The sequence below is a fragment of the Metapseudomonas boanensis genome, from assembly GCF_042232855.1.
Classification (GTDB): domain Bacteria; phylum Pseudomonadota; class Gammaproteobacteria; order Pseudomonadales; family Pseudomonadaceae; genus Metapseudomonas; species Metapseudomonas boanensis.
On record NZ_CP113889.1, the window covers coordinates 5,045,001 to 5,064,189 of the forward strand.

A 19,189-nucleotide genomic window follows, 5' to 3' on the forward strand; every position below is an offset into this window, starting at 1 on the left:
GGCTCAGAGCCCCATCTGCTTGGCGATAATCTCGTTCATGATCTCCCGCGTACCACCACCGATCGACAGGATTCGGTTATCGCGATAGAGACGCTCCACCAGGCTTTCACGCATGTAGCCCAAGCCGCCCATGATCTGCACCGCGTCATAGGTCAAGCGATCGGCGACATCTGTGGCAAAGTTCTTGGCCATCGAGATTTCCTTGATCACGCTCTTGCCCGCCGCCATTTTGGATGCCTGGCGATAGGTGAACTCGCGGGACACCTCCAATTGGGTAGCCATCTCAGCAAGGCGATGTTTCTGGACCTGAAACTTACCGATAGGCTTACCGAACGCCTCTCGCTCACGCGCCCACTTCACCGCCTCCTCCAAGGCCAACTGGGCTGTCATGTTGGCCATGATGGCAAGGGACAACCGCTCGCTCTGAAAATTGGCCATTATGCAGGCGAAGCCCATATTCTCAGCACCGATGAGATTCTCCGTTGGCACTCGACAATCGTCGAAGAACAGTTCAGCGGTGTCGGACGCCCACCAACCCATCTTCTTCAGCTTGCGACCCACACTGAAACCCGGAGCCCCCTTCTCTACTAGTAGTAGGCTCACCCCACCGAATCCATCCCCACCAGTACGCACCGCCACCGTGTAGTAGTCAGCGCGCACACCGCTGGTTATGAAGGTCTTGCTACCAGTAACTCGATAGAAGTCGCCATTACGCACAGCACGAGTCTTGAGGTTGGCCACATCAGAACCGCCAGATGGCTCAGTGACCGCCAAGGCCATGATCTTCTCGCCCGCCAGCACCTGGGGCACGATGCGCTCACGCAACTCAGGCCGCCCCCACTTGATCACCGGCGGCAATCCGATATCCAACGAGCCAAGCCCAGCCACCAACCCGCCGGACCCACTGCGCATCAGCTCTTCACTGGCCGCCACCTTGGCAAAGATATCGCTCTCGTGACTGCCACCGAACACTTCCGGATAGCCGATGCCGAGGATCCCGGCAGCTCCAGCCTTGAGGTATAGCTCGCGCGGAAACTCCTCGGCCTCCTCCCATTCGGCGATATGGGGCAGAATTTCGCGGTCGACGAAGCGACGGACGGAGTCGCGGATCAGCTGATGGGTCTCATCGAAGTATTGCTGGCAGGCGGACATGGCAAAGCTCCAGGCAAGTTCAATCGAACTTACCAAGCGCTTGCTTGGCTATCAAGCCGCGAGTCACGCCATCAAATAGGGCTTTTCAGCCGCGCCTCTCCGGTAGAGCTAACAAACCATGGAGGCGACCAAGAACCTCCGGGTAGGCACCAAAAACTTGGCGGACGGGATCTGTTGTGAGTCTATTTCAACAAGCTGGAAAAGTAGCAGCTACGACGGGCGGGGACTCAATGTCCGATCGGACGACGTCCAGCGAGGGCATGGGCCAGCGTGCCGCCATCAACCATCTCCAATTCCCCGCCCAACGGAACGCCGTGGGCGATACGCGAAACCGTGATCGTCTTGGCTGCAAGCATCTGGGCAATGTAATGAGCAGTAGCCTCACCCTCGACCGTGGGGTTGGTGGCAAGGATCACCTCACTGAAGCTGCCAGCCTCGATGCGAGCCATCAGTTCGGGAATGCCAATAGCTTCCGGCCCTAGCCCATCCAAAGGCGAAAGATGCCCCTTGAGGACAAAAAAGCGACCTCGATAGCCAGTCTGTTCGACAGCAAATACATCCAGCGGCCCTTCGACCACACATAACAATGTGTCGTCACGGCGGGGGTCAGCACACTGCGGGCAAAGCTCTTCCTCACTCAGGGTACGGCAACGCTGGCAGTGCCCTACACCCTCCATCGCAGCCGTCAGGGCCTGCGCCAGACGCAAGCCACCGCTGCGGTCGCGCTCCAGCAGCTGCAACGCCATACGCTGAGCAGTCTTCTGCCCTACCCCAGGCAGGATTCGCAGAGCGTCGATCAATTGGCGGATCAGAGGACTGAAGCTCATGGATTTCTCGCAATAAAAAGCGGCCCATTGGCCGCGACCTCCCTTCTCCCATACATAGGCGAGGGACCGTGGGAGAAGTGGCACAGGCATGCACTCCTCCCCACCCCTCCCCCGTCAACGGAGAGAGGGAGCCTGAATCAGAAGGGCATCTTGAAACCGGGGGGGAGTTGCATCCCCGCCGTCATACCGGCCATCTTCTCCTGATTGTTCTGCTCGATCTTGCGCACTGCATCGTTCACAGCCGCGGCGATGAGGTCTTCAAGGATTTCCTTGTCTTCCTGCATGAGGCTGTCGTCCAGTGTCACGCGCTTGACGTCGTGACGACCGGTCATCACCACGCTCACCAGGCCGGCGCCGGACTGCCCGGTCACTTCGGCATTGGCCAGCTCTTCCTGCATCTTCTGCATCTTTTCCTGCATCTGTTGGGCCTGTTTCATCAGGCCTGCCATGCCACCCTTCATCATGGTGAATTTCCTCAGCGTTCCAGGGGTTCAATGGTATCGGCGCGAACAGAGGCGCCAAACAGTTCGATCATTTTCAGGACCAGTGGGTCGCTGGCAATGGCCTCTTCGGCCTGCCGTTGACGAGCAGCGCGCTTGCGCGCGGCGGCTTGCGCCGGCGTTTCCTGCTCAGGACGGCGAACCTCGACCTCCAGGGTCAGGTTGCGCCCATGGTATTGGTCAAGGGCGTCGTTCAAGCGGCGCTGTTGGTTCGAGTTGAACAGTGCACTCTGGGCCGGATCCAGGTGCAAACGCCAGACATCACCCTCTACCGCGACCAGTGTGCAGTTGGCTCCGATGTTGCCGGTCATACCCGAAAGACCAAGGCGCGGGAACAAGTCCAGCCACTCGGCAGCCAGCCCTGTCGCCGGCGCCGCGGCGGGCTCGACTTGCGGCTCGACAATAGCCTCCACCGTCGGGGTCAATTCATCCAGCAAGGCAATGCTTTCGGCATCTGCCTCGTAATAATCGTCGTAATCACCGGGCGGAGGCTCGTCGTCCGCGTCATCCTGGACAACCACAGCCTCAGGTAAAGACTGCGACACCACTGGCGCCGACTCAGGCTGAGTAGCGGGTATTGGCTCAGCGACCGCCAACGTTTCGACAGCAACTTCAGGCTCGGCCGGCGCCAAGTCAACAACGGTTTCGACTGGTGCAGACACTTCCCATGGCAAGTCGATCACTTCGGCCTGCGCGACAGGTTCGGGAGCAAGCTCCTCCGCTTTGTGCTGATACTGGGGTGTAGCAACTGGTTCATCAGCAACAGTGGGTTCAGCGACGACCGCCACTGGCGCCGTAGCCACAGATTGAGCCGAGATCGCAGGCGCCTCGACCATCAGAGCCGCAGCCGGTTCGCGCGACACGGCGGGCGGGACAACATCGGCCGGCGGAGCCGACGCGCCAACGGAAACCGGAGCCGACAAGACGACTCCGGCCACTGGGTTTTCCTTGGGATCAGTCGTGGCCTGACTGATCCCCGGGTCCTTTAGTATGGTCCTCGGTACGCCATCAGCATCCGCCGGACGGAACGCCAGCATCCGCAACAGCACCATTTCAAAACCACTGCGCGGATCGGGTGCGAGCGGCAGATCGCGACGACCGATCAACCCCATCTGGTAATAGAACTGCACGTCTTCACCAGGCAAGGCCTGAGCCAAGGCCAGCACGCGGTCACGGTCACCCTGGCCGTTATCGACGGCATCCGGCAGCACCTGGGCGATGGCCACGCGGTGGAGCACGTTGAGCATTTCGGAAAGTACGCCATTCCAGTCCGGACCCTGCTCAGCCAGCTGCCGCACTGCCTCAAGCAGAGCGCGCGCATCGCCCTGCAGCAGCGCGTGGAGCACCCCATACACTTGACCATGGTCGAGAGTACCGAGCATGGCACGCACATCCGCAGCCAATACCTTGCCATCGCCGAAGGCGATAGCCTGGTCGGTAAGGCTCATGGCATCTCGCATAGAACCATCGGCAGCACGGCCCAGCAGCCAGAGCGCATCCTCTTCGAATGGGACATTCTCGGCGCCCAGCACATGGGAAAGGTGCTCAACCACCCGCTCCGGCGGCATGTTCTTCAAAGAGAACTGCAGGCAACGCGAGAGGATGGTAACAGGCAACTTCTGCGGGTCCGTCGTGGCCAGCAAGAACTTGACGTGCGGCGGTGGCTCTTCGAGGGTCTTGAGCAAGGCGTTGAACGAGTGCGTGGAGAGCATATGCACTTCGTCGATCAGGTAGACCTTGTAGCGACCACGACTGGGAGCGTACTGCACATTATCGAGCAACTCGCGGGTGTCTTCGACCTTGGTGCGGCTGGCAGCGTCCACTTCGATCAGGTCGACGAAGCGTCCTTCATCGATCTCGCGGCACACCGAGCACTGACCGCAGGGCGTCGAGCTGATGCCAGTCTCACAGTTCAGGCACTTGGCCAGGATCCGCGCGATTGTGGTCTTCCCCACGCCACGCGTACCCGTGAACAGATAGGCATGGTGCAGGCGCTGGTTATCCAGGGCATTGATCAAGGCCTTCAGCACATGGGTCTGGCCGACCATTTCGCGAAACGAGCGCGGGCGCCATTTACGTGCAAGAACCTGATAACTCATTGAAAACCGTCGCGTCTGAGAAGCAGAAGGAGCTAATGCTAGCGGAGCGAACCGCAAATTGCATCCGATGCGAGTGAGCGGGCTTCTTTCTGCTCAACGCCAGTTACAGCGTCGCCGTTGGTCACGCAGCGCATCGGCGCCCTGACTGAAAAGGAGCCGATACGAAAATGTGGTGATGAAGGTTTCTGAATGGCCATTGATTTGCTGATGAAAGAGCCAGGCCCAAAGGGAGGCCGGCGTTTAGCCCTCGCCCCATAGCGGCGGGCTCATGGTCGTGTCGTACGAGGTGAACATGACGTTGAAACTTACGCTGACACGTAGGCGGGCGCTTGTGTTCACGGACACTGAATGCGGCAGCCAGGCCGGGAATATGAGAAGGGTGCCGTCGCTGACGGTTACCACCACCTGATCGGTGTTGTATGCCATCAATGCGGTGACCGGCGGACGAATGACGGCAGTTTGGGGGCGCGGGTCATGAAAGTTGATCGTGTTTGCGCCTTCCTGCGTTTGCACATAGTAGACGCCGCTCAGAAAATTGTTGGGATGGCTGTGCATCGCGTGTGCCGCCCCAGGCCCCAGAGCATTGGCCCAGCAGCCAGTGATGCGGAACGGAGCATCGACTACCTTGATAAACGCGAGCACATTGCTCACGGCGGCCTCGATGTGCGTGACCAGGGCAACAAATTCTGGCTGTTGATGTAGCACGTACCCAGATTGCCAGGCGGCGCCTGTGTAGGCTCCGGCGCCCGCCCCCATTAGCATGCGGACATGTGCGAGGAGATCCCGGTTAAGGGGTTCGTAGCACGCAAGTTCAAGCCGGCTCTGCCAGACGAAGCTCGGGAACAGGCGTACAACGTCAAAGGTGGAGGCCGGCATGGCTGCTCACCGGATACGGGAGTTACCTACCAGTTTAGTCTGAGTAAGAATGTGCCCCGCCGTGACTTTCTCCAGCCCCACCCGGCCGAGCTCGCCCCGAGCGGGCAGCACCTTGTCGAGCACAGCATTATACTCTGCACGTCTTCCGACAAAGTCATGGATGAGAAGAGAATGAACGAGGCATGCAACAGAGCCCGCATTGCATCAAGGTGCACAGCTTAAGTGTACCGAGACTCTGTTTCACTCTGCGTTTCTGGCTGATAAACCCTCGTAAAAACAAGGATTTATAGATTGGAGGTGGACCCCACCAGCCACACCCCGGCACACAATTTCACCGCTGCGGCTGCTCCCTTCCGGGCCTGACCGGGTTCACGGCTGATCGTTGCGGGGGGACCGGCAGGGCCACCATCACGAGACTCGCCAGATCGGCGAGCCGCGCCATTGTACCGGCTCCGCGCCAACTTACAACCGCTAAAAACGTTTTTGTGACAAGCACTTGCAATCACCCCACGCTTCGCGTTGCTGGACGCGGGCTCACGCTGGGTGAAGCCGGCGTAAACCCAACCCAGGTCAAAGGTCAGCACGCTTTTTCCATGCTAGGCTCGGCGGGCTTTCGCCCCTGCGACAGCCTGCAATGGCACTCTACGCGATTGCGCCTGTCTCACTCGACGTTGGACTGACCAACCCGGCCACAAGCCGGACTCACTGAATGGAGCTACACCATGGCAATCACCAAAGACCAGCTGATCACCGACATCGCAGAAGCGACCGAAAACACCAAAGCCAGCGTACGCGCTGTGCTTGAGCAGCTGAGCGAGATCGTCAACGACACTCTGGAGAACAGCGATGAGATCACCCTGCCAGGCATCGGCAAACTGAAGATCACCGAGCGCCCGGCACGCACCGGTCGCAACCCGCAGACTGGCAAGACCATCGAGATCGCTGCAAAGAAAGTGGTCAAGTTCGTGCCAACCAAGGCCCTGACCGACGCAGTCAACAAGTAAGGCCACACATGCAGAGGGCAGGCCTATTGCCTGCCCTCTCAAACGGCACTGATCATGCTCGTTACGGCACCGTCGCCGTGTTGACCACGACAGCCGGCGCAGCTCCAGCCTCGACAGCACTGGGTACTGCAGCAATCGGCGCAGCGTCAGGCAGCTCCGCCACTGCCGCCGAAATGGTAGCAACCGGCTCGGCTGCTGGCACTGACTCGGGCATTGCGGCAACCGGCTCAACTACCGGTGCGCTCCCTCCCAACTCACGCAGCTTACGAATCTGCTGGACCCTGTTCAGGTTGTCCCAGGCTGTACCGTAATGCGCTGGCGACTGTTCGATTGCGCTGCGGAAGAACTGCTCGGCCATATCCAGGTTGCCTTCCACCAGGCAGATGTAGCCGACATCATTGCTTGCTTCAGGCCGCTTCTCCACTTGCTCGAACGCGGAGATAGCTTCTTCATAGCGCGCCATCCGGGCCAGCAGGAGTCCGTAGTTGCGCCATAGTGGTTGGTAGGACGGCTCATAGCTGATACCGCGCTTATATGCCCGCTCAGCCTCGGGCCATTGACCCGCCAGGTAGTACGAGTAACCCAGGCTGTTCTGCACCAGCCCAGACCGCGGCTCGATCTGCAATGCCAGTCGATAGAACTGCTCCGACAACGGGTAGTTGCCGCGTAGATCGGAGAGCACGCCAAGGCCGTTATAGGCCTTCAAGGGAGACTTGCTATCGACCTTCAAAACCGCGACGTCTGCCAGGCTGACCTGCTGCTTACCGCCAAGGCGCTGTTGATCCTCACCCACAGCCTTGAGCAGAAACTCCTCAGCCTGTTCATGATGCCGAGCAGCCAGATTGAGTAGCCCCATTTCGGCAAGTGCGTCGAGGTTTTTCGGCTCATCATCCAACACATCGGCAAAAGCCATTTCCGCTAGCTGGGCATTACCGCGCTCACGGTGAATCCGCCCGATCCACACCAACGCCTGATAGCGTTTCGGGTCCAGTTCGATCGCGCGCAGGTATTGGAACAGCGCCTGATCCAGGTCTCCGGCCTGGTAGGCCCTGCTTGCCATCAGCATGGCCTGGTCCGGCGAGTCGACCTGTTTCTGAACCTGGTAGAGCACTGAATTGTCGCCGCTATAGAGCGAGCGGACGCCACTCGCCTTTTCCGGCCCCATTGTCTGACATCCCGACAGCACGGCCATCATGGCCAACAGCAGACTGGCTCTGTTCATGTCACAGCTTCCCGAATAGTTTGAGTATCCCTACGATGACGGGGCCAATGGCTACCAGGAAGAAACTGGGCCACAGACAGAAGATTAGTGGGAAAACCAGCTTGGTACCGATTTTTGCTGCCTGCTCTTCGGCGGCCTGGGTGCGGCGGTCGCGGAACTCCTCCGCATAGATACGCAGCGTGTCAGCCACACTGGTACCGAAGCGAATGCTCTGCGCCAGCAAGCTGACCAGGCCCTGGACATCCTCGAGACCGGTACGCTCAGCCAGATTCTTGAGCGCCTGTGCACTGGGGATACCTGCGCGGATCTCCGCATTGACCAGCGCCAACTCCTCAGCCAGCTCCACCTGGCTTACGGTCATTTCTTCGGCCACACGCTCGATGGCTTGGGGCAGTGCCAGCCCTGACTCTACGCAAACGACCATCAGGTCGAGGGCATCAGGGAAAGCAGCCCGGAGACGATTCATCCGAGCCTCCTTGCGCTTGTCCACGTACACCGCGGGGACCAACCACCCTATACCCACAGCACCGGCAGCAAACAGCAAGGCGATCGTGAGTGAAACCTTGGGCAGCAGCGGCAGTGCCAGCACCGTAACACCAAGAAGCAGCAAAGGCAGCAACAGGCGGATGGCCCAATAGACCTGCACGGCAGAAGCTGAGCGGTAACCGGCATGGGTGAGCAACGTCCGGGTTCCGGAAGTACGATTCTGTTCGTCATTGCCTAGCCGTTGTCCGACCTGCTCCAGAAGCAACTGGAGATTGCCCGGGGGCCGTTGCCCAGGCCCCAGATCAGCCTGTCCGCGCTTGATCAATGCCAGACGCCGCTGTACCGGATTCTGCAAACCGAGGATCAGCAGTCCGAAGGTGGCCACAGCAAGGATTGCACTCAAGCCGACAGCCCCGAGAAAGATAAGTCGAGCGAGCTGCTCGTTACCCACTGACGCGCTGATCAAACCAAGCAGATAGTCCATGACTTGCACCCCCCTCCGACTTCTACGACTCAGACCTGGATCCGAATGATCTTTCGAATCCAGAAAATGCCCAGGACCATGGCAACAAAAGCGGCCATCACCAGCTTCTGGCCAATCGGTTCATTGATCAGCAGCGGCAGGTATTTGGGGCTGGTCAGCATAATCCCGGCCGAAAGTACGAATGGAATCGCGACGAGCACCCAGGCAGACATCCGCCCTTCGGCCGACAGTGTCTTGACCTTCCGCTGGAATCGAAAACGCCCGCGGATCAAGCTGCTCAGCCGTTCCAGAACCTCGGTCAGATTTCCGCCAGTTTCCCGGTGGATCAGGATTGAGGTCACCAGCATCATCACCGTCATGCTGGGCATGCGCTCCAACAGGCCGAGCATTGCCCGGCGGACATCATTGCCGTAGTTGATGTCAGCGAATGTCAGCCCAAACTCATGGGCAACCGGCCCTTTGTGCTCTTCGGCCACCAGCCGAAGGGTCTCATTGAAAGGGTGTCCAGCACGCAGGGCCCGGCACATGGCGTCCAGAGCATCGGGCAAACCCTCTTCGAAGGCGGCGAAGCGCCGACTGCGATCACTGGATATCTTGAGGACCGGTATCCAGAACACCATCGCTCCCAGTATCAATGCCGCCCACCAGAGTTTCAGCAGCAGCCACACGCAAGCACTCGCCACGAGCGCCAACACCACCCCCAGGAGCAGCACCCGGTAGGCTCGATACTCATGCCCGGCCTGCTCGATCATCTGCGCCAAGCGCTCCATGAATGGTAACTGCTCAAACGCTGCCTCCAAGGGTGAGAGGCGCTTGAGGTATTTTTGCCGAAGCACCGTCTGCATGTTCGGAAGGTTACTGGCATGCTCCAGCACATCGAGCCGTGAACGTATCCGTTTGCGAATCTTGCTCGCCTCACCGAATACGGGGACGACCAGCCCCTGACTGAGGAGGAAGACAGCAACGAACACCATGCCAAGGAAGGCGAGGATGAATTCAGTGGGCAGTTGGCTCATGATCTCAACCCTCCATCCATTCCGGTCGGAACAGGTTGAGCGGCAACTCGATACCGCGTTTGGCCAGCACATCGCGAAAACCTGGAACCATCCCGGTTGGCCGGAAGTCCCCAAGCACTTCGCCATGCTCGCCAATACCACGTCGCTCGAAGCCGAAGATCTCGGTCATGGTGATGATGTCGCCTTCCATTCCGTTGATTTCCTGCACGCTGACCAGGCGCCGCTTGCCATCTTCCTGGCGCTCCAACTGGACGACGACATCAATCGCCGAGGCTATTTGCTGACGCAGGGCCTTGATCGGGAAGGTGGCGCCGGTCATGGACACCATGTTTTCGATGCGCCCCAAGGCATCGCGCGCGGTATTGGCGTGGATGGTGGTGATCGAGCCGTCGTGACCGGTGTTCATCGCCGTCAGCATGTCCAACGCCTCGGCACCACGGACCTCGCCAATGACGATCCGGTCCGGGCGCATGCGCAGGCTGTTACGCACCAGCTCGCGTTGGCTCACTTCGCCGCGCCCCTCGATGTTTGCTGGACGCGTTTCCAAGCGCACCACATGGGGCTGCTGCAGCTGCAGCTCTGCCGAGTCTTCGATGGTGACGATCCGCTCGTTGTGCGGAATGAAGCTGGACAACACGTTGAGCATGGTGGTTTTGCCGGTACCAGTACCGCCCGACACCAGCACATTCAGGCGCCCACGCACGATGGCCTTGAGCACCAGGGCGATCGCCGGGGTCAAGGTTCCCATCTGCACCAGGCTTTCGGTATTGAGCAGATCGACCGCGAAACGGCGAATGGAGATGCTCGGCCCGTCGATGGCCAGGGGCGGGATGATGGCATTGACCCGCGACCCGTCCTTCAAACGCGCGTCTACCAAGGGGGACGACTCGTCGATGCGCCGCCCCAGGCTGGAGACAATGCGGTCGATGATATTCAGCAGATGCTGGTCGTCACGGAAACGCACATCAGTGCGTTGCAGCTTGCCGTGGCGCTCGACGTATACGGAAGCGTGCCCGTTGACCAGGATGTCGGACACGCTGTGATCGGCCAGCAGGGGCTCCAGAGGTCCCAAGCCGAGTACCTCATCAGTGATCTGCTTGATGATCAGTTGGCGGCAGTTGGAACTCACGGGTGCAGAATGTTCATCCAGCAGGCGCTGGCAAATATCACGGATCTGCCGAACCGCGTCCGCTGGTTCGAGTGAATCCAGCAAGGACAGATCCATGACCTTGAGTAGCTGCTGGTAGATCTTCTCGCGCCATTCGCCTTCCACCGGGTTAAGCTGCGTCCTGGTTTCATAAAGCGTATCCGGCGTACTGACCTCCCATGCCATGAGCGAGCTGGCAGCATCGTCGTTTTCCACCTTCTGCTGGTCGGCCTCTTCTTTCTTGGCAGCCGGCTGACGCAGGCGATTCCGAAATTCGCTAAGCATGATCTACCCCCCGAACAGCCGGCCAAAGGTACGTTTCAGCAGACCCTGCCTGGCCTCTTCGGCCCCCAGCAATTCCTGCACAAGCTCCCGCAGCGCAAGGCTAACGGGAGCTTTTGGAGCATGAAGCGCCAACGGTACGCCAGCGTTCTGGCTCTCACTGACTACGGCATAGTCATTAGGCAGCTTCTGCAGGTCCGCACATCGCAATGTCTCGGCAATATCCTTCAGGGTCACCGGTGAGGCCTTGTTGTAACGGTTGACCACCACCTGCAAGCGACCGCCCTGCACGCCGAGATCGTCACGAAGAATCCGCATCAGACGGGTAGCGTCTTTCAAATGGCTGAGGCTTTGCTGAACAACGATATAAACGTGGTCGGCCTGCTCCAGCGTAACGCCGGTGATGTGGTCGATCTGCCTTGGCAGGTCCACCACTACCCAGTCATAGGTGCTGCGGGCCAGGCTCAATAACGCTTCCAGCTGCTCCAGGCGAACGTCTTGTGACAGGCAAAGCTCGCTCGAACGCCCGCCCAGCACATGCAGATTGGGGCTGAAGTGACTACAGAATCCGCGCAGCGCCACGCTATCCAGCTCATCGACCTGTTGCAGCACATCCAGATGGCTGTGCGAGGCTTGCACGTCCAGGTAGTGGGCCACGCTGCCGAACTGCAGGTCCAGGTCCAGCAGCAAGGTGCTCTTGCCCGCAGCACTGAGCTGCTGTGCAAGGTTGCAGGCCAGCAGGGTTGCTCCCGAACCGCCCTTGGCATTCATCACAGCGATGAGCTTGCCGCCTGTGGTCGTTCCGCTCCGGGACTCCACCAGCATGCGACCCAGTGCAGCACGCAGTTCCTCCTCCGAAACAGGCTCGGGGAGGAAGTCTCGGGCGCCGGCCTGCATGGCCAGCCGAATACCCTCACGCTCGTCCAATGGGCCGCATATCAGCAGCGGTGGACGCTCCTGAGCCGGTCGCTGCAGAAGCGCAGCCAACTCCTCGCGCCACAGGTGACTGACCCGCAAGAGCAGGAAGTCGGGCATCTGCTCCAAGCCATACAATGGATCCGTATGGCCGTTGGTGACCAGGCGCGTATTGACCAGCAGGCCAGACACACGCTGACAGCATCCTTGCAGATGCCGCAAGGCCTCGGCATCGCGGCTGCTGATCAGTAATCTCAGCCCCTGCTTGCTCGGTTGATTGCTTGTGGAAGACTCTCTCGACGTCAACATTCTGTATCCCCCTCCACACTTCGCCCGAGACTCTCCCGGGGCAGGGTTGCCCTGAACGCAGGCAGGGTGATCGTTTGCCCCAACGTGGGGATCATCAGATCGAAGGTAAAACCTTGCACTTCCAGGTGAACGTAACGTATGGCACGAAAGCCGTCGGTGCCCGTTTCATCGGCGGGATTGCCGACCTGGGCACCGTTCTCGTCCAGATAGGTCAGGGTCACCTGACTGGTAGCCAGCCCGCCCACCAGCTCACTTGAACCGTCGCTTCCCTCCATGTCGAAGACGGCTCTCTCGAGGATCACTTGCTCATCGATATTGCAAACCGCTGCCAGGCGGGCACCACGACGAACGACCTCATTGAGCGTGTTCACGGTGAAGTAGAGACGGCCCATCTCCAGCACGCCGAACAGCACGACAAACAAGAGCAGGCCGATGATGGCGAACTCCACGACATACACGCCCCGCATGCGCCTGATGTTCATCACAGCGCCCTCATCACGGTGGTCGCGACCAGGGGAAAGCTCAACGACATGCCATCGCCAAGTACATCCGGGAGACCACCACCCAGCAGAGGGACGAAGGTAAAGCTGGTGCTGACCTGGACATGTTCTGTACCCACAGCCGTAACCTGCACATTCGCGGTGGTCAGCCCCTGCACCACAGGCTCCGTGCCCGCAGGCACCACTGGTAAACCGTAGACCGCCAGGTTCTTGGCCTGGTTCTGCAAGTCAGTAGTCAACGCAACCTGTCCGAGCGTCGGGTTCCAGGCCTTGCCAGCCACATATCGCACGGCATCACGGTTGGCCTGCATCAGGCTGTTGTACTGGAGCAGCATGCGGCCAAACTCACCAATGGCGAACAGCAATAGCAACAACAACGGCAAGGTAATGGCGAATTCCACCATGGCCACCCCACGCTGCGCCTGTACGCCCATATATTCCTGACGTCTCATGGCGCCCCCTAGGAGTCTTTACTCACAGTGCTGGGATCAAGATAGGTTTTGTACAGCTGGATGACGACCGGCCCAACATCGTCTTCCGGTGTCGGCCCAGGCACGTTATCCCCTTCGCACTCTTTGACGAACTGGCCGAAGATCTGTGCCTCGTTGCCCTGCTGGGCGACCGTCTGCAACAGAAAGAAGCAGGCGAATCCGAGCACGGGTACAGACGTCTGGCCACCCGATTCACCGTCACAGTTGCCCACCACAATCTTCATCATCCGCCGCTCGAAGACACCGTTGGATTCGCACCCGTTGGGGCAGTTGCCAACAGCCTGGCGCCAGTCGTTGTAGTCCAGCAGGGCGGTGTTCGCGGTAGAAAGGTCTCCGCCGTTCGAGGTCACGACCTGCCCCTGGTATTCCACTCGAGCAGGTGAAACGCTGTCGTTGTAGGTCATCTTCGGATTGCTGAAGCTGGTCACCAGGTCTGGCGGATAGGAGCCGGAGCTATTGGCCATCGGCCCGGTGTATTGCCCGAAGCGCGTATTGATCCCTTGAGCGACTGGGCCCACCGAGTTGCCGGGCTCGGTTTCCACCTCGTCACCGACGGTGTTGCACTGGTCGATGCCACCAGCCAGGGCATTGCGGATATCTGCAGCACCGGTATTACTCCCCAGCCGAATCAGCTGAAAGTTACCAGGGCCAATCGCAGGCGCGTTACCAGCCGCACTCTTCAGCACCTCCAGGTCACCGAACTGATAGCCCCAGAACATGCCGGTTTCTGGGTCGTACTGGTCGGGTTCGCCACAAACCATGAGGGGCGCGATATCGCATGGGCTGGTTGGGCTGGGGCCGGCCGTGGCGATAGCAGCCACAGCTTTGTCCGGGGTGTCGCCATCACCGATGGCACCTAGGATTCCCCAGAAAAATCCAGCGAGCGGGTAATCCGGCACCGACACCCTGACGTACCTGGCGTCGGCCGGCCCCGGAAAAACGAACGGGCCGTAAACGCTGTTGGACAGCTCAACCACAGCGAATCCGGCATTACCCGCCATGGCCGTAGCCAGCTCGCCGTTGCCCGGTGCCGATGCATTGAGGCTCAGCGTCGCCAGTGCTGCATCCCGCGCCAAGGTTGAGGCATTACCCGATCCCATCACTTGCTGCAGGGTCTTGGCGCCACTCAAGGCTGCCGCATCCACCGCATTCTGCAGGCGTGTCTTGTTGAGCAGCATGTGGCTGCCATCCAGCGCCAGCGCCGCCATGGCCAGCATGGCGAGCAAGGCAATGACCACCAGCACCAGCACTGCACCCCGTTGGCGCCTCGGCGGAGAAGAGAACGACCTGGGGATACGCGGCTTCATGACCTGCTCCTCAGTTTTCAATGTTGATCTGAATCGGCTGCCCGACCTGCTCGGCATCGCCAGTCACACCCCGATAGCCGTCCATGACTCGCTCCGTGAGCGGACCATCGACGCCATCTGGAGAAACTTCCGTTCCCGGATTGGCCGCCCGCTCCTTATCAGCAATCTGCTGGTAGGTGGTCTGGTAGACGCTGTAACCCAGCGTCCCTACGCGGCCCTCTTCATAGGTCATGCACCCGGACAGCCCGGCGACCAGCAAACACAGGGGAATGATGCCTTTCATGCTCGTGGTCTCCAGCTAGTTGAGGTCATGGCCGAACTGGCCTTCGCTGACGCCGAGACTGACTGGCACCGGACGCCCAGCCTCGCGGCCCTTGGTCTTGCCGAGCAGGTAGAAATCCACATCACTCGGCTCGACGAACTTCTCGGTAGGCAGGCGCACAGCCTTGGCGTCTACTGGCTTGGCCAGGTGAGGGGTCACCAGGATCACCAGCTCGGTCTCGCCATTCTGGAACTGCTGGCTGCGGAACAGATGTCCCAGCACCGGCAGGTCACCAAGCCCCGGGAAGCGGCTGACGAAATCGCGGGTGTTCTCGCTGATCAAGCCGGCGATGGCGATGGTCTGGCCATTGCCAAGCTCGACAGTGGACTGGGCGCTGCGCTTGGTCAGCGACGGGATGATCTGAGCGACGCCATCGCCCAGGACGCTGTCCAGGCCGGTATCCAGCACCAGTGAGTTGGCATTCGACAGCTCACTGACCGAGACATTGAGGTTGAGATTGATGCGTCCGGCATCCAGCACCACTGGAAGGAACTTCACGCCCACCCCGAACTCCTTGAACTCGATAGTGATGCCATCATCCTCGGTGATCGGTACCGGGAACTCGCCGCCGGAGATGAACTCGGCCTGCTGCCCGCTCAAGGTGGTCAGGGTAGGTTCCGCCAGGACCTTGGCCGATCCATTGTCCTTGGCCGCTTCCAGCACCACGTTGAAGAGGAACTCGTCCGACAGGAACTGGGCCAGGAACCCTTTACCATTCCCGAAGAGAGTCGTCGGGTTGACATTGCCATCAGCATCGAAGCCCAGACCGTCTCCATTATTGAAGCCGCCAGTGGACCAGCGGCTGGACGAGCCAAAGTCCAGGGCGTTGAAGCGAACATCAATGCTCTTGAACAGGCTGCGCTGCATCTCCGCCACCTTGACCTCAAGCATCACCTGCTGGGTGCCGCCGACACTGAGCAGATTGATCACATCCAAGGTTTGGGCCGGCGTCGCCTTGGCCTCTGAGCCCTCCCCTTGCACCACGCTGGCGGTTTGCGCGGCATAGGTCTTGGCCACCTTGACTGCAGTGTCCATCACCGCTGCGCTGGAGACTTGGCCACGAAGGACCAGGGAGCCCTGGGCACTGAACACCTCGATGCGCTCGTTGGGCATCAGCTGATGGAGCTTGTCCTTCAGGCCACTGAGGTCATGCACCACGTCCAGGTCAAGGCTGTCGATCAGTCGGTTACTGCCGTCCCACAGCAGGACGTTGGTGCTACCCAATGAGCGCCCCAGCAGGTAGAGCTGGGTAGGGGTGGTAATCAGGATGTCAGCAATTTCCGGGTTGCCTACCGAGATCCGCTTGACCGGCGCACGCGTGTGAAGCACTCGCGACTTGTAGATAGGCACCTGGATACTGCTGGTATTGGCCGCCGGCATCGCGGATACCACCGGGCCCGACTCGGCAGCGATCAAAGGAGCCGGATGCATCGCCCAGGCCAGCAGGAACACCGCAACAGAACCAACTTTCCGAATGCTTCGCATATCCCTCTCCTTGTGTCACTGGTCACTGCCCTGGGCAGCCGGATGTCCGACTCCAAACAAGGTAGACCTAAAGCTGAGCCTTCACGGTATTCACTTCGGTGCCACGAATGATGGTCACGCCCCCTACCCCGCCGCTGCGCCGCACGACCGGCTTGGGTGCCACGACCGCAGGTACCGGCTTCTCTACAGCTGCAACGGCCGGCTGTTCCGGTTTCTTCTGATCATCCAGCGGATTGCGCAGGGCTAACTGCAGCTTCCCCTCAGTCATGGCCTTGACCAGAACCTCTGCCTCTTTGGGGGTCATTTCCAAGGTCACAGCGCGAACCACCACCGGCTGGGTCTTGTCGGTGCTGGCGGTCTGGTCTACAGCCAGCACGCGCAGGTCTTCGAGAATGGTCTTGGACTCGGCATCCGAGTTGTTGCCACCAATTTTCTTGGTGGCCAGCACGTCAACCCGATTGCCTGGCAGCAGGAATCCGCCGACTCCCACCACGTCATCAACCCGCACCGACACCGCGCGCTTGTCAGACGCGATCAGCGAAGCCAGGGTGCTACCCCCGAGGTGTTCAGCCAACCGGGCCCCGCGCACGATGTCCCCGCGCAGCATGGAGAAGGTGGCAATCTTGCCGACCACCTTTTCAGTGGAGTCGAAGGCATCATCCGGCACCGTGCCCTTGGGCATGCGTACCAGGGTCACTTGTTGGGCCTCGACCATCTGCCCGAAGGGAATTTCCACCGTGGCGACGACCACGGCCTGAAGGTTGTCATCCGGTGTGGCATTGAGCTTGGCGCTCAGCCAATTGTTGGCCATCCAGGCGGCGCCCAGGCCAAGAACCAGGGACAGGGCAACGAGGGTCAAGGTACGCGCACTCATGTCTAGATCTCCTCAGCCAAGCGAATCGAGCTGGACGAAGTAGTTCTGCCAGGCCCATTCCAGCTCACGGGGTGACAGCGGGCCGGAATCGTCCAGGTAGCGCTGGCGATCCAGCGCCATCCCGAGCAGGTCCCGTGGGTGGCAAGGCACTAATGGCATGCCTTGAGGTTCATAGAGCCCCATCAGCACATAACGCAACAGGACTGGGTCGAAGGGGATGCCCAGACGCTCGGTTTCCTGGCGCCAGATGCGTTCGTACTCTTCCGGCTGCAGGTAGTTGAAGTGCAGCTTGTAGCCAATGCGCCGCAGGAAGGCCTCATCGGCTAGCTCCAGTGGGTTCAGGTTGGTGGAGAACACCAGGACCAGGTCAAAGGGCAGCTCGCAATGGCGCCCGCCCCCCAGATTGAGGAAGTCGCGCTTCTCCTCCATCGGGACGATCCAGCGGTTGAGCAGCTGGGCCGGCGCCATGCGCTGACGCCCCATGTCGTCGATGATGAACAGGCCATTGCTGGCCTTGAGCTGCAGGGGCGCCTGGTAGAGCCGCGAAGACGGGTCGTAGCGAATATCCAGTTGCTCCATGCTGAGCTCACCGCCGGTGATCACGATGGGCCGTTTGCAGCAGACCAGACGCCGGTCGATTCCCTCGTCCAGCAGCAACTTGTTCTGCTGCGGGTTGTCATCCAGGCGCTGGTGAACCTGCGGGTCATAGACCTCGATCACCGCCTCATTGACAGCGATGGCATGGGGGACCCAGATGGCTTCGGCGAACAGGCGGATCAGCCGACTGCTGATATAGGTCTTGCCGGTACCTGCCGGCCCGTAGATCATGATGGCGCGGCCTGAGTTGAGGGCGACCCCCAGCTTGTCCAGCATGCTGTCGGCCAGCACCACACCCTGGAAAGCCGAATGCATGTCTCGTGCAGTGACCCTTCCGTGGTGAATGGTCTGCACCTTGAGCAGCGAGCGATAGGCGCTCACCGGAAACGGTGCGGCACCGATATAACCGCTGCGCCCAAGTGCATCACGAGCGGCACCGCGACCACGCTCGGTCAGACCGTAGCGCATGGATTGACCACCCGTCTGGCCAAGCACTTCGATGCGCCCATCCTTGCGCAGGAAAGCGAGGATTTCCTCCAGTACCGTCCCTGGTAACGCCAGGCGCTCCACCAGGCGCGACATGTCGAGTACACCGGCATCATGCAAGTGCTTGCACACCAGATCGCCCAGGAAATTATCGGCGAGGCCGGTATCTCGGACGGTGCGCGGTTGCGGAGCCAAGCGCTGCACCGACTCCCTCTCGTTGGGGAAGGCATCGCTGTCGCTGATCGCATACATGATTCGCCTCCTGGCTCAAAGCCCCAATGGCTGCCAGAAAATACCGGTCAAGGATCCGAGCAGGATTGCGACCGAGTAAGGGAACGGCTTGCCTGCAGCCTCGTCAGATGCAGGCGCCAGGTAAGTGCGAGTCCTCAGCATCAACCCATACCGCCCAAGGGTCTGGAACATCTGCCCACGGAAAAGCACGATCAGGAATCCGCAAATGCCGCCGGCAATCAGGCTGTAGAAGGCGATCCATGCGGCATCCTGGTAGAGGAAGAAGCTGCCGACCATAGCCATCAGCTTGACGTCACCGGCCGCCATGCCCCCCAGGATGTAGAGGGGGAGAAAGAGGACGAAGCCGGTCAGCATGCCCAGCAAACCTATGCTCACCCCGCTCAACCCAAGGGAATGAAACTGGCTGCCGAGCCCCAATACGATCCCCGTCAACACCAGGAGGTTCGGGATGCGGTGGCGGCGAAGATCGCTCACCACCGCAATCACCAGCAGCCCTAGCAGCAGAATGACGGGGTACATTTGCTCTATGGACATCGCTGCGCCTCTCTAGACAGGT

The 19,189-nt window shown here is 60.1% G+C and carries 19 protein-coding genes and 1 other RNA gene; 1 reads left to right on the plus strand and 19 read right to left on the minus strand.

Going from position 1 to position 19,189, the window contains the following annotated elements; all coding sequences use genetic code 11:
- Positions 1 to 3 precede the first annotated feature (3 nt).
- The 6 genes from OXH74_RS23540 to ffs form a co-directional block, all read right to left on the minus strand.
- Positions 4 to 1,152 carry an acyl-CoA dehydrogenase family protein gene (locus tag OXH74_RS23540; protein ID WP_375739104.1) on the minus strand — a complete coding sequence of 383 codons (1,149 nt, stop codon included), beginning with the start codon at positions 1,150 to 1,152 and terminating at the stop codon, positions 4 to 6.
- Positions 1,153 to 1,379: 227 nt separating this feature from the next.
- Complete coding sequence (gene recR, locus OXH74_RS23545; protein ID WP_375739105.1) at positions 1,380 to 1,979, minus strand: recombination mediator RecR; 600 nt, start codon at positions 1,977 to 1,979, stop codon at positions 1,380 to 1,382.
- Positions 1,980 to 2,116: 137 nt separating this feature from the next.
- Positions 2,117 to 2,443 (minus strand): YbaB/EbfC family nucleoid-associated protein, encoded by a 327-nt coding sequence (locus OXH74_RS23550; protein ID WP_215373041.1) that lies wholly within the window; start codon positions 2,441 to 2,443, stop codon positions 2,117 to 2,119.
- 11 nt (positions 2,444 to 2,454) lie between these two features.
- Positions 2,455 to 4,578 (minus strand): DNA polymerase III subunit gamma/tau, encoded by a 2,124-nt coding sequence (gene dnaX / locus OXH74_RS23555; protein WP_375739106.1) that lies wholly within the window; start codon positions 4,576 to 4,578, stop codon positions 2,455 to 2,457.
- 240 nt (positions 4,579 to 4,818) lie between these two features.
- On the minus strand, positions 4,819 to 5,454 hold the full coding sequence (locus OXH74_RS23560) for a 2OG-Fe(II) oxygenase family protein (protein ID WP_375739107.1): 636 nt from the start codon (positions 5,452 to 5,454) through the stop codon (positions 4,819 to 4,821).
- A 302-nt stretch (positions 5,455 to 5,756) separates the two neighbouring features.
- Positions 5,757 to 5,853, minus strand: an RNA gene (ffs, locus tag OXH74_RS23565) — signal recognition particle sRNA small type.
- Positions 5,854 to 6,176: 323 nt separating this feature from the next.
- Here ffs and OXH74_RS23570 point away from each other — a divergent pair.
- Positions 6,177 to 6,458 carry an HU family DNA-binding protein gene (locus OXH74_RS23570; protein WP_215373047.1) on the plus strand — a complete coding sequence of 94 codons (282 nt, stop codon included), beginning with the start codon at positions 6,177 to 6,179 and terminating at the stop codon, positions 6,456 to 6,458.
- 61 nt (positions 6,459 to 6,519) lie between these two features.
- Here OXH74_RS23570 and OXH74_RS23575 read toward each other — a convergent pair whose 3' ends face one another.
- From OXH74_RS23575 to OXH74_RS23635, 13 genes are all read right to left on the minus strand, one after another.
- Complete coding sequence (locus OXH74_RS23575) at positions 6,520 to 7,680, minus strand: tetratricopeptide repeat protein (protein ID WP_375739108.1); 1,161 nt, start codon at positions 7,678 to 7,680, stop codon at positions 6,520 to 6,522.
- 1 nt (position 7,681) lies between these two features.
- Positions 7,682 to 8,650, minus strand: a complete 969-nt coding sequence (locus OXH74_RS23580) for a type II secretion system F family protein (RefSeq protein ID WP_375739109.1) — start codon at positions 8,648 to 8,650, stop codon at positions 7,682 to 7,684.
- A gap of 29 nt (positions 8,651 to 8,679) precedes the next feature.
- Complete coding sequence (locus tag OXH74_RS23585; RefSeq protein ID WP_375739110.1) at positions 8,680 to 9,666, minus strand: type II secretion system F family protein; 987 nt, start codon at positions 9,664 to 9,666, stop codon at positions 8,680 to 8,682.
- A gap of 4 nt (positions 9,667 to 9,670) precedes the next feature.
- Positions 9,671 to 11,098 carry a CpaF family protein gene (locus tag OXH74_RS23590; protein ID WP_375739111.1) on the minus strand — a complete coding sequence of 476 codons (1,428 nt, stop codon included), beginning with the start codon at positions 11,096 to 11,098 and terminating at the stop codon, positions 9,671 to 9,673.
- A 3-nt stretch (positions 11,099 to 11,101) separates the two neighbouring features.
- Positions 11,102 to 12,319 carry an AAA family ATPase gene (locus OXH74_RS23595; RefSeq protein WP_375739112.1) on the minus strand — a complete coding sequence of 406 codons (1,218 nt, stop codon included), beginning with the start codon at positions 12,317 to 12,319 and terminating at the stop codon, positions 11,102 to 11,104.
- On the minus strand, positions 12,313 to 12,801 hold the full coding sequence (locus tag OXH74_RS23600) for a TadE/TadG family type IV pilus assembly protein (protein WP_375739113.1): 489 nt from the start codon (positions 12,799 to 12,801) through the stop codon (positions 12,313 to 12,315). Before OXH74_RS23600 ends, OXH74_RS23595 begins: the two co-directional genes overlap by 7 nt.
- The gene (locus OXH74_RS23605) at positions 12,801 to 13,271 is read right to left on the minus strand and encodes a TadE/TadG family type IV pilus assembly protein (protein ID WP_375739114.1); all 471 of its coding nucleotides are present in this window, start codon (positions 13,269 to 13,271) and stop codon (positions 12,801 to 12,803) included. The genes OXH74_RS23600 and OXH74_RS23605 overlap by 1 nt, the downstream gene beginning before the upstream one ends.
- Positions 13,272 to 13,279: 8 nt before the next feature.
- Positions 13,280 to 14,617, minus strand: coding sequence for a pilus assembly protein TadG-related protein (locus tag OXH74_RS23610; RefSeq protein WP_375739115.1), 1,338 nt, complete (start codon positions 14,615 to 14,617; stop codon positions 13,280 to 13,282).
- 10 nt (positions 14,618 to 14,627) lie between these two features.
- Positions 14,628 to 14,900 carry a hypothetical protein gene (locus OXH74_RS23615; RefSeq protein ID WP_375739116.1) on the minus strand — a complete coding sequence of 91 codons (273 nt, stop codon included), beginning with the start codon at positions 14,898 to 14,900 and terminating at the stop codon, positions 14,628 to 14,630.
- Positions 14,901 to 14,915: 15 nt separating this feature from the next.
- On the minus strand, positions 14,916 to 16,424 hold the full coding sequence (locus tag OXH74_RS23620) for a type II and III secretion system protein family protein (protein WP_375739117.1): 1,509 nt from the start codon (positions 16,422 to 16,424) through the stop codon (positions 14,916 to 14,918).
- Between the two features lie 67 nt (positions 16,425 to 16,491).
- Positions 16,492 to 17,298, minus strand: coding sequence for a Flp pilus assembly protein CpaB (cpaB, locus tag OXH74_RS23625; RefSeq protein ID WP_375739118.1), 807 nt, complete (start codon positions 17,296 to 17,298; stop codon positions 16,492 to 16,494).
- 12 nt (positions 17,299 to 17,310) lie between these two features.
- Positions 17,311 to 18,633, minus strand: a complete 1,323-nt coding sequence (locus OXH74_RS23630; protein WP_375739119.1) for an AAA family ATPase — start codon at positions 18,631 to 18,633, stop codon at positions 17,311 to 17,313.
- A gap of 15 nt (positions 18,634 to 18,648) precedes the next feature.
- The gene (locus OXH74_RS23635) at positions 18,649 to 19,167 is read right to left on the minus strand and encodes a prepilin peptidase (RefSeq protein WP_375739120.1); all 519 of its coding nucleotides are present in this window, start codon (positions 19,165 to 19,167) and stop codon (positions 18,649 to 18,651) included.
- Positions 19,168 to 19,189: the final 22 nt, after the last annotated feature.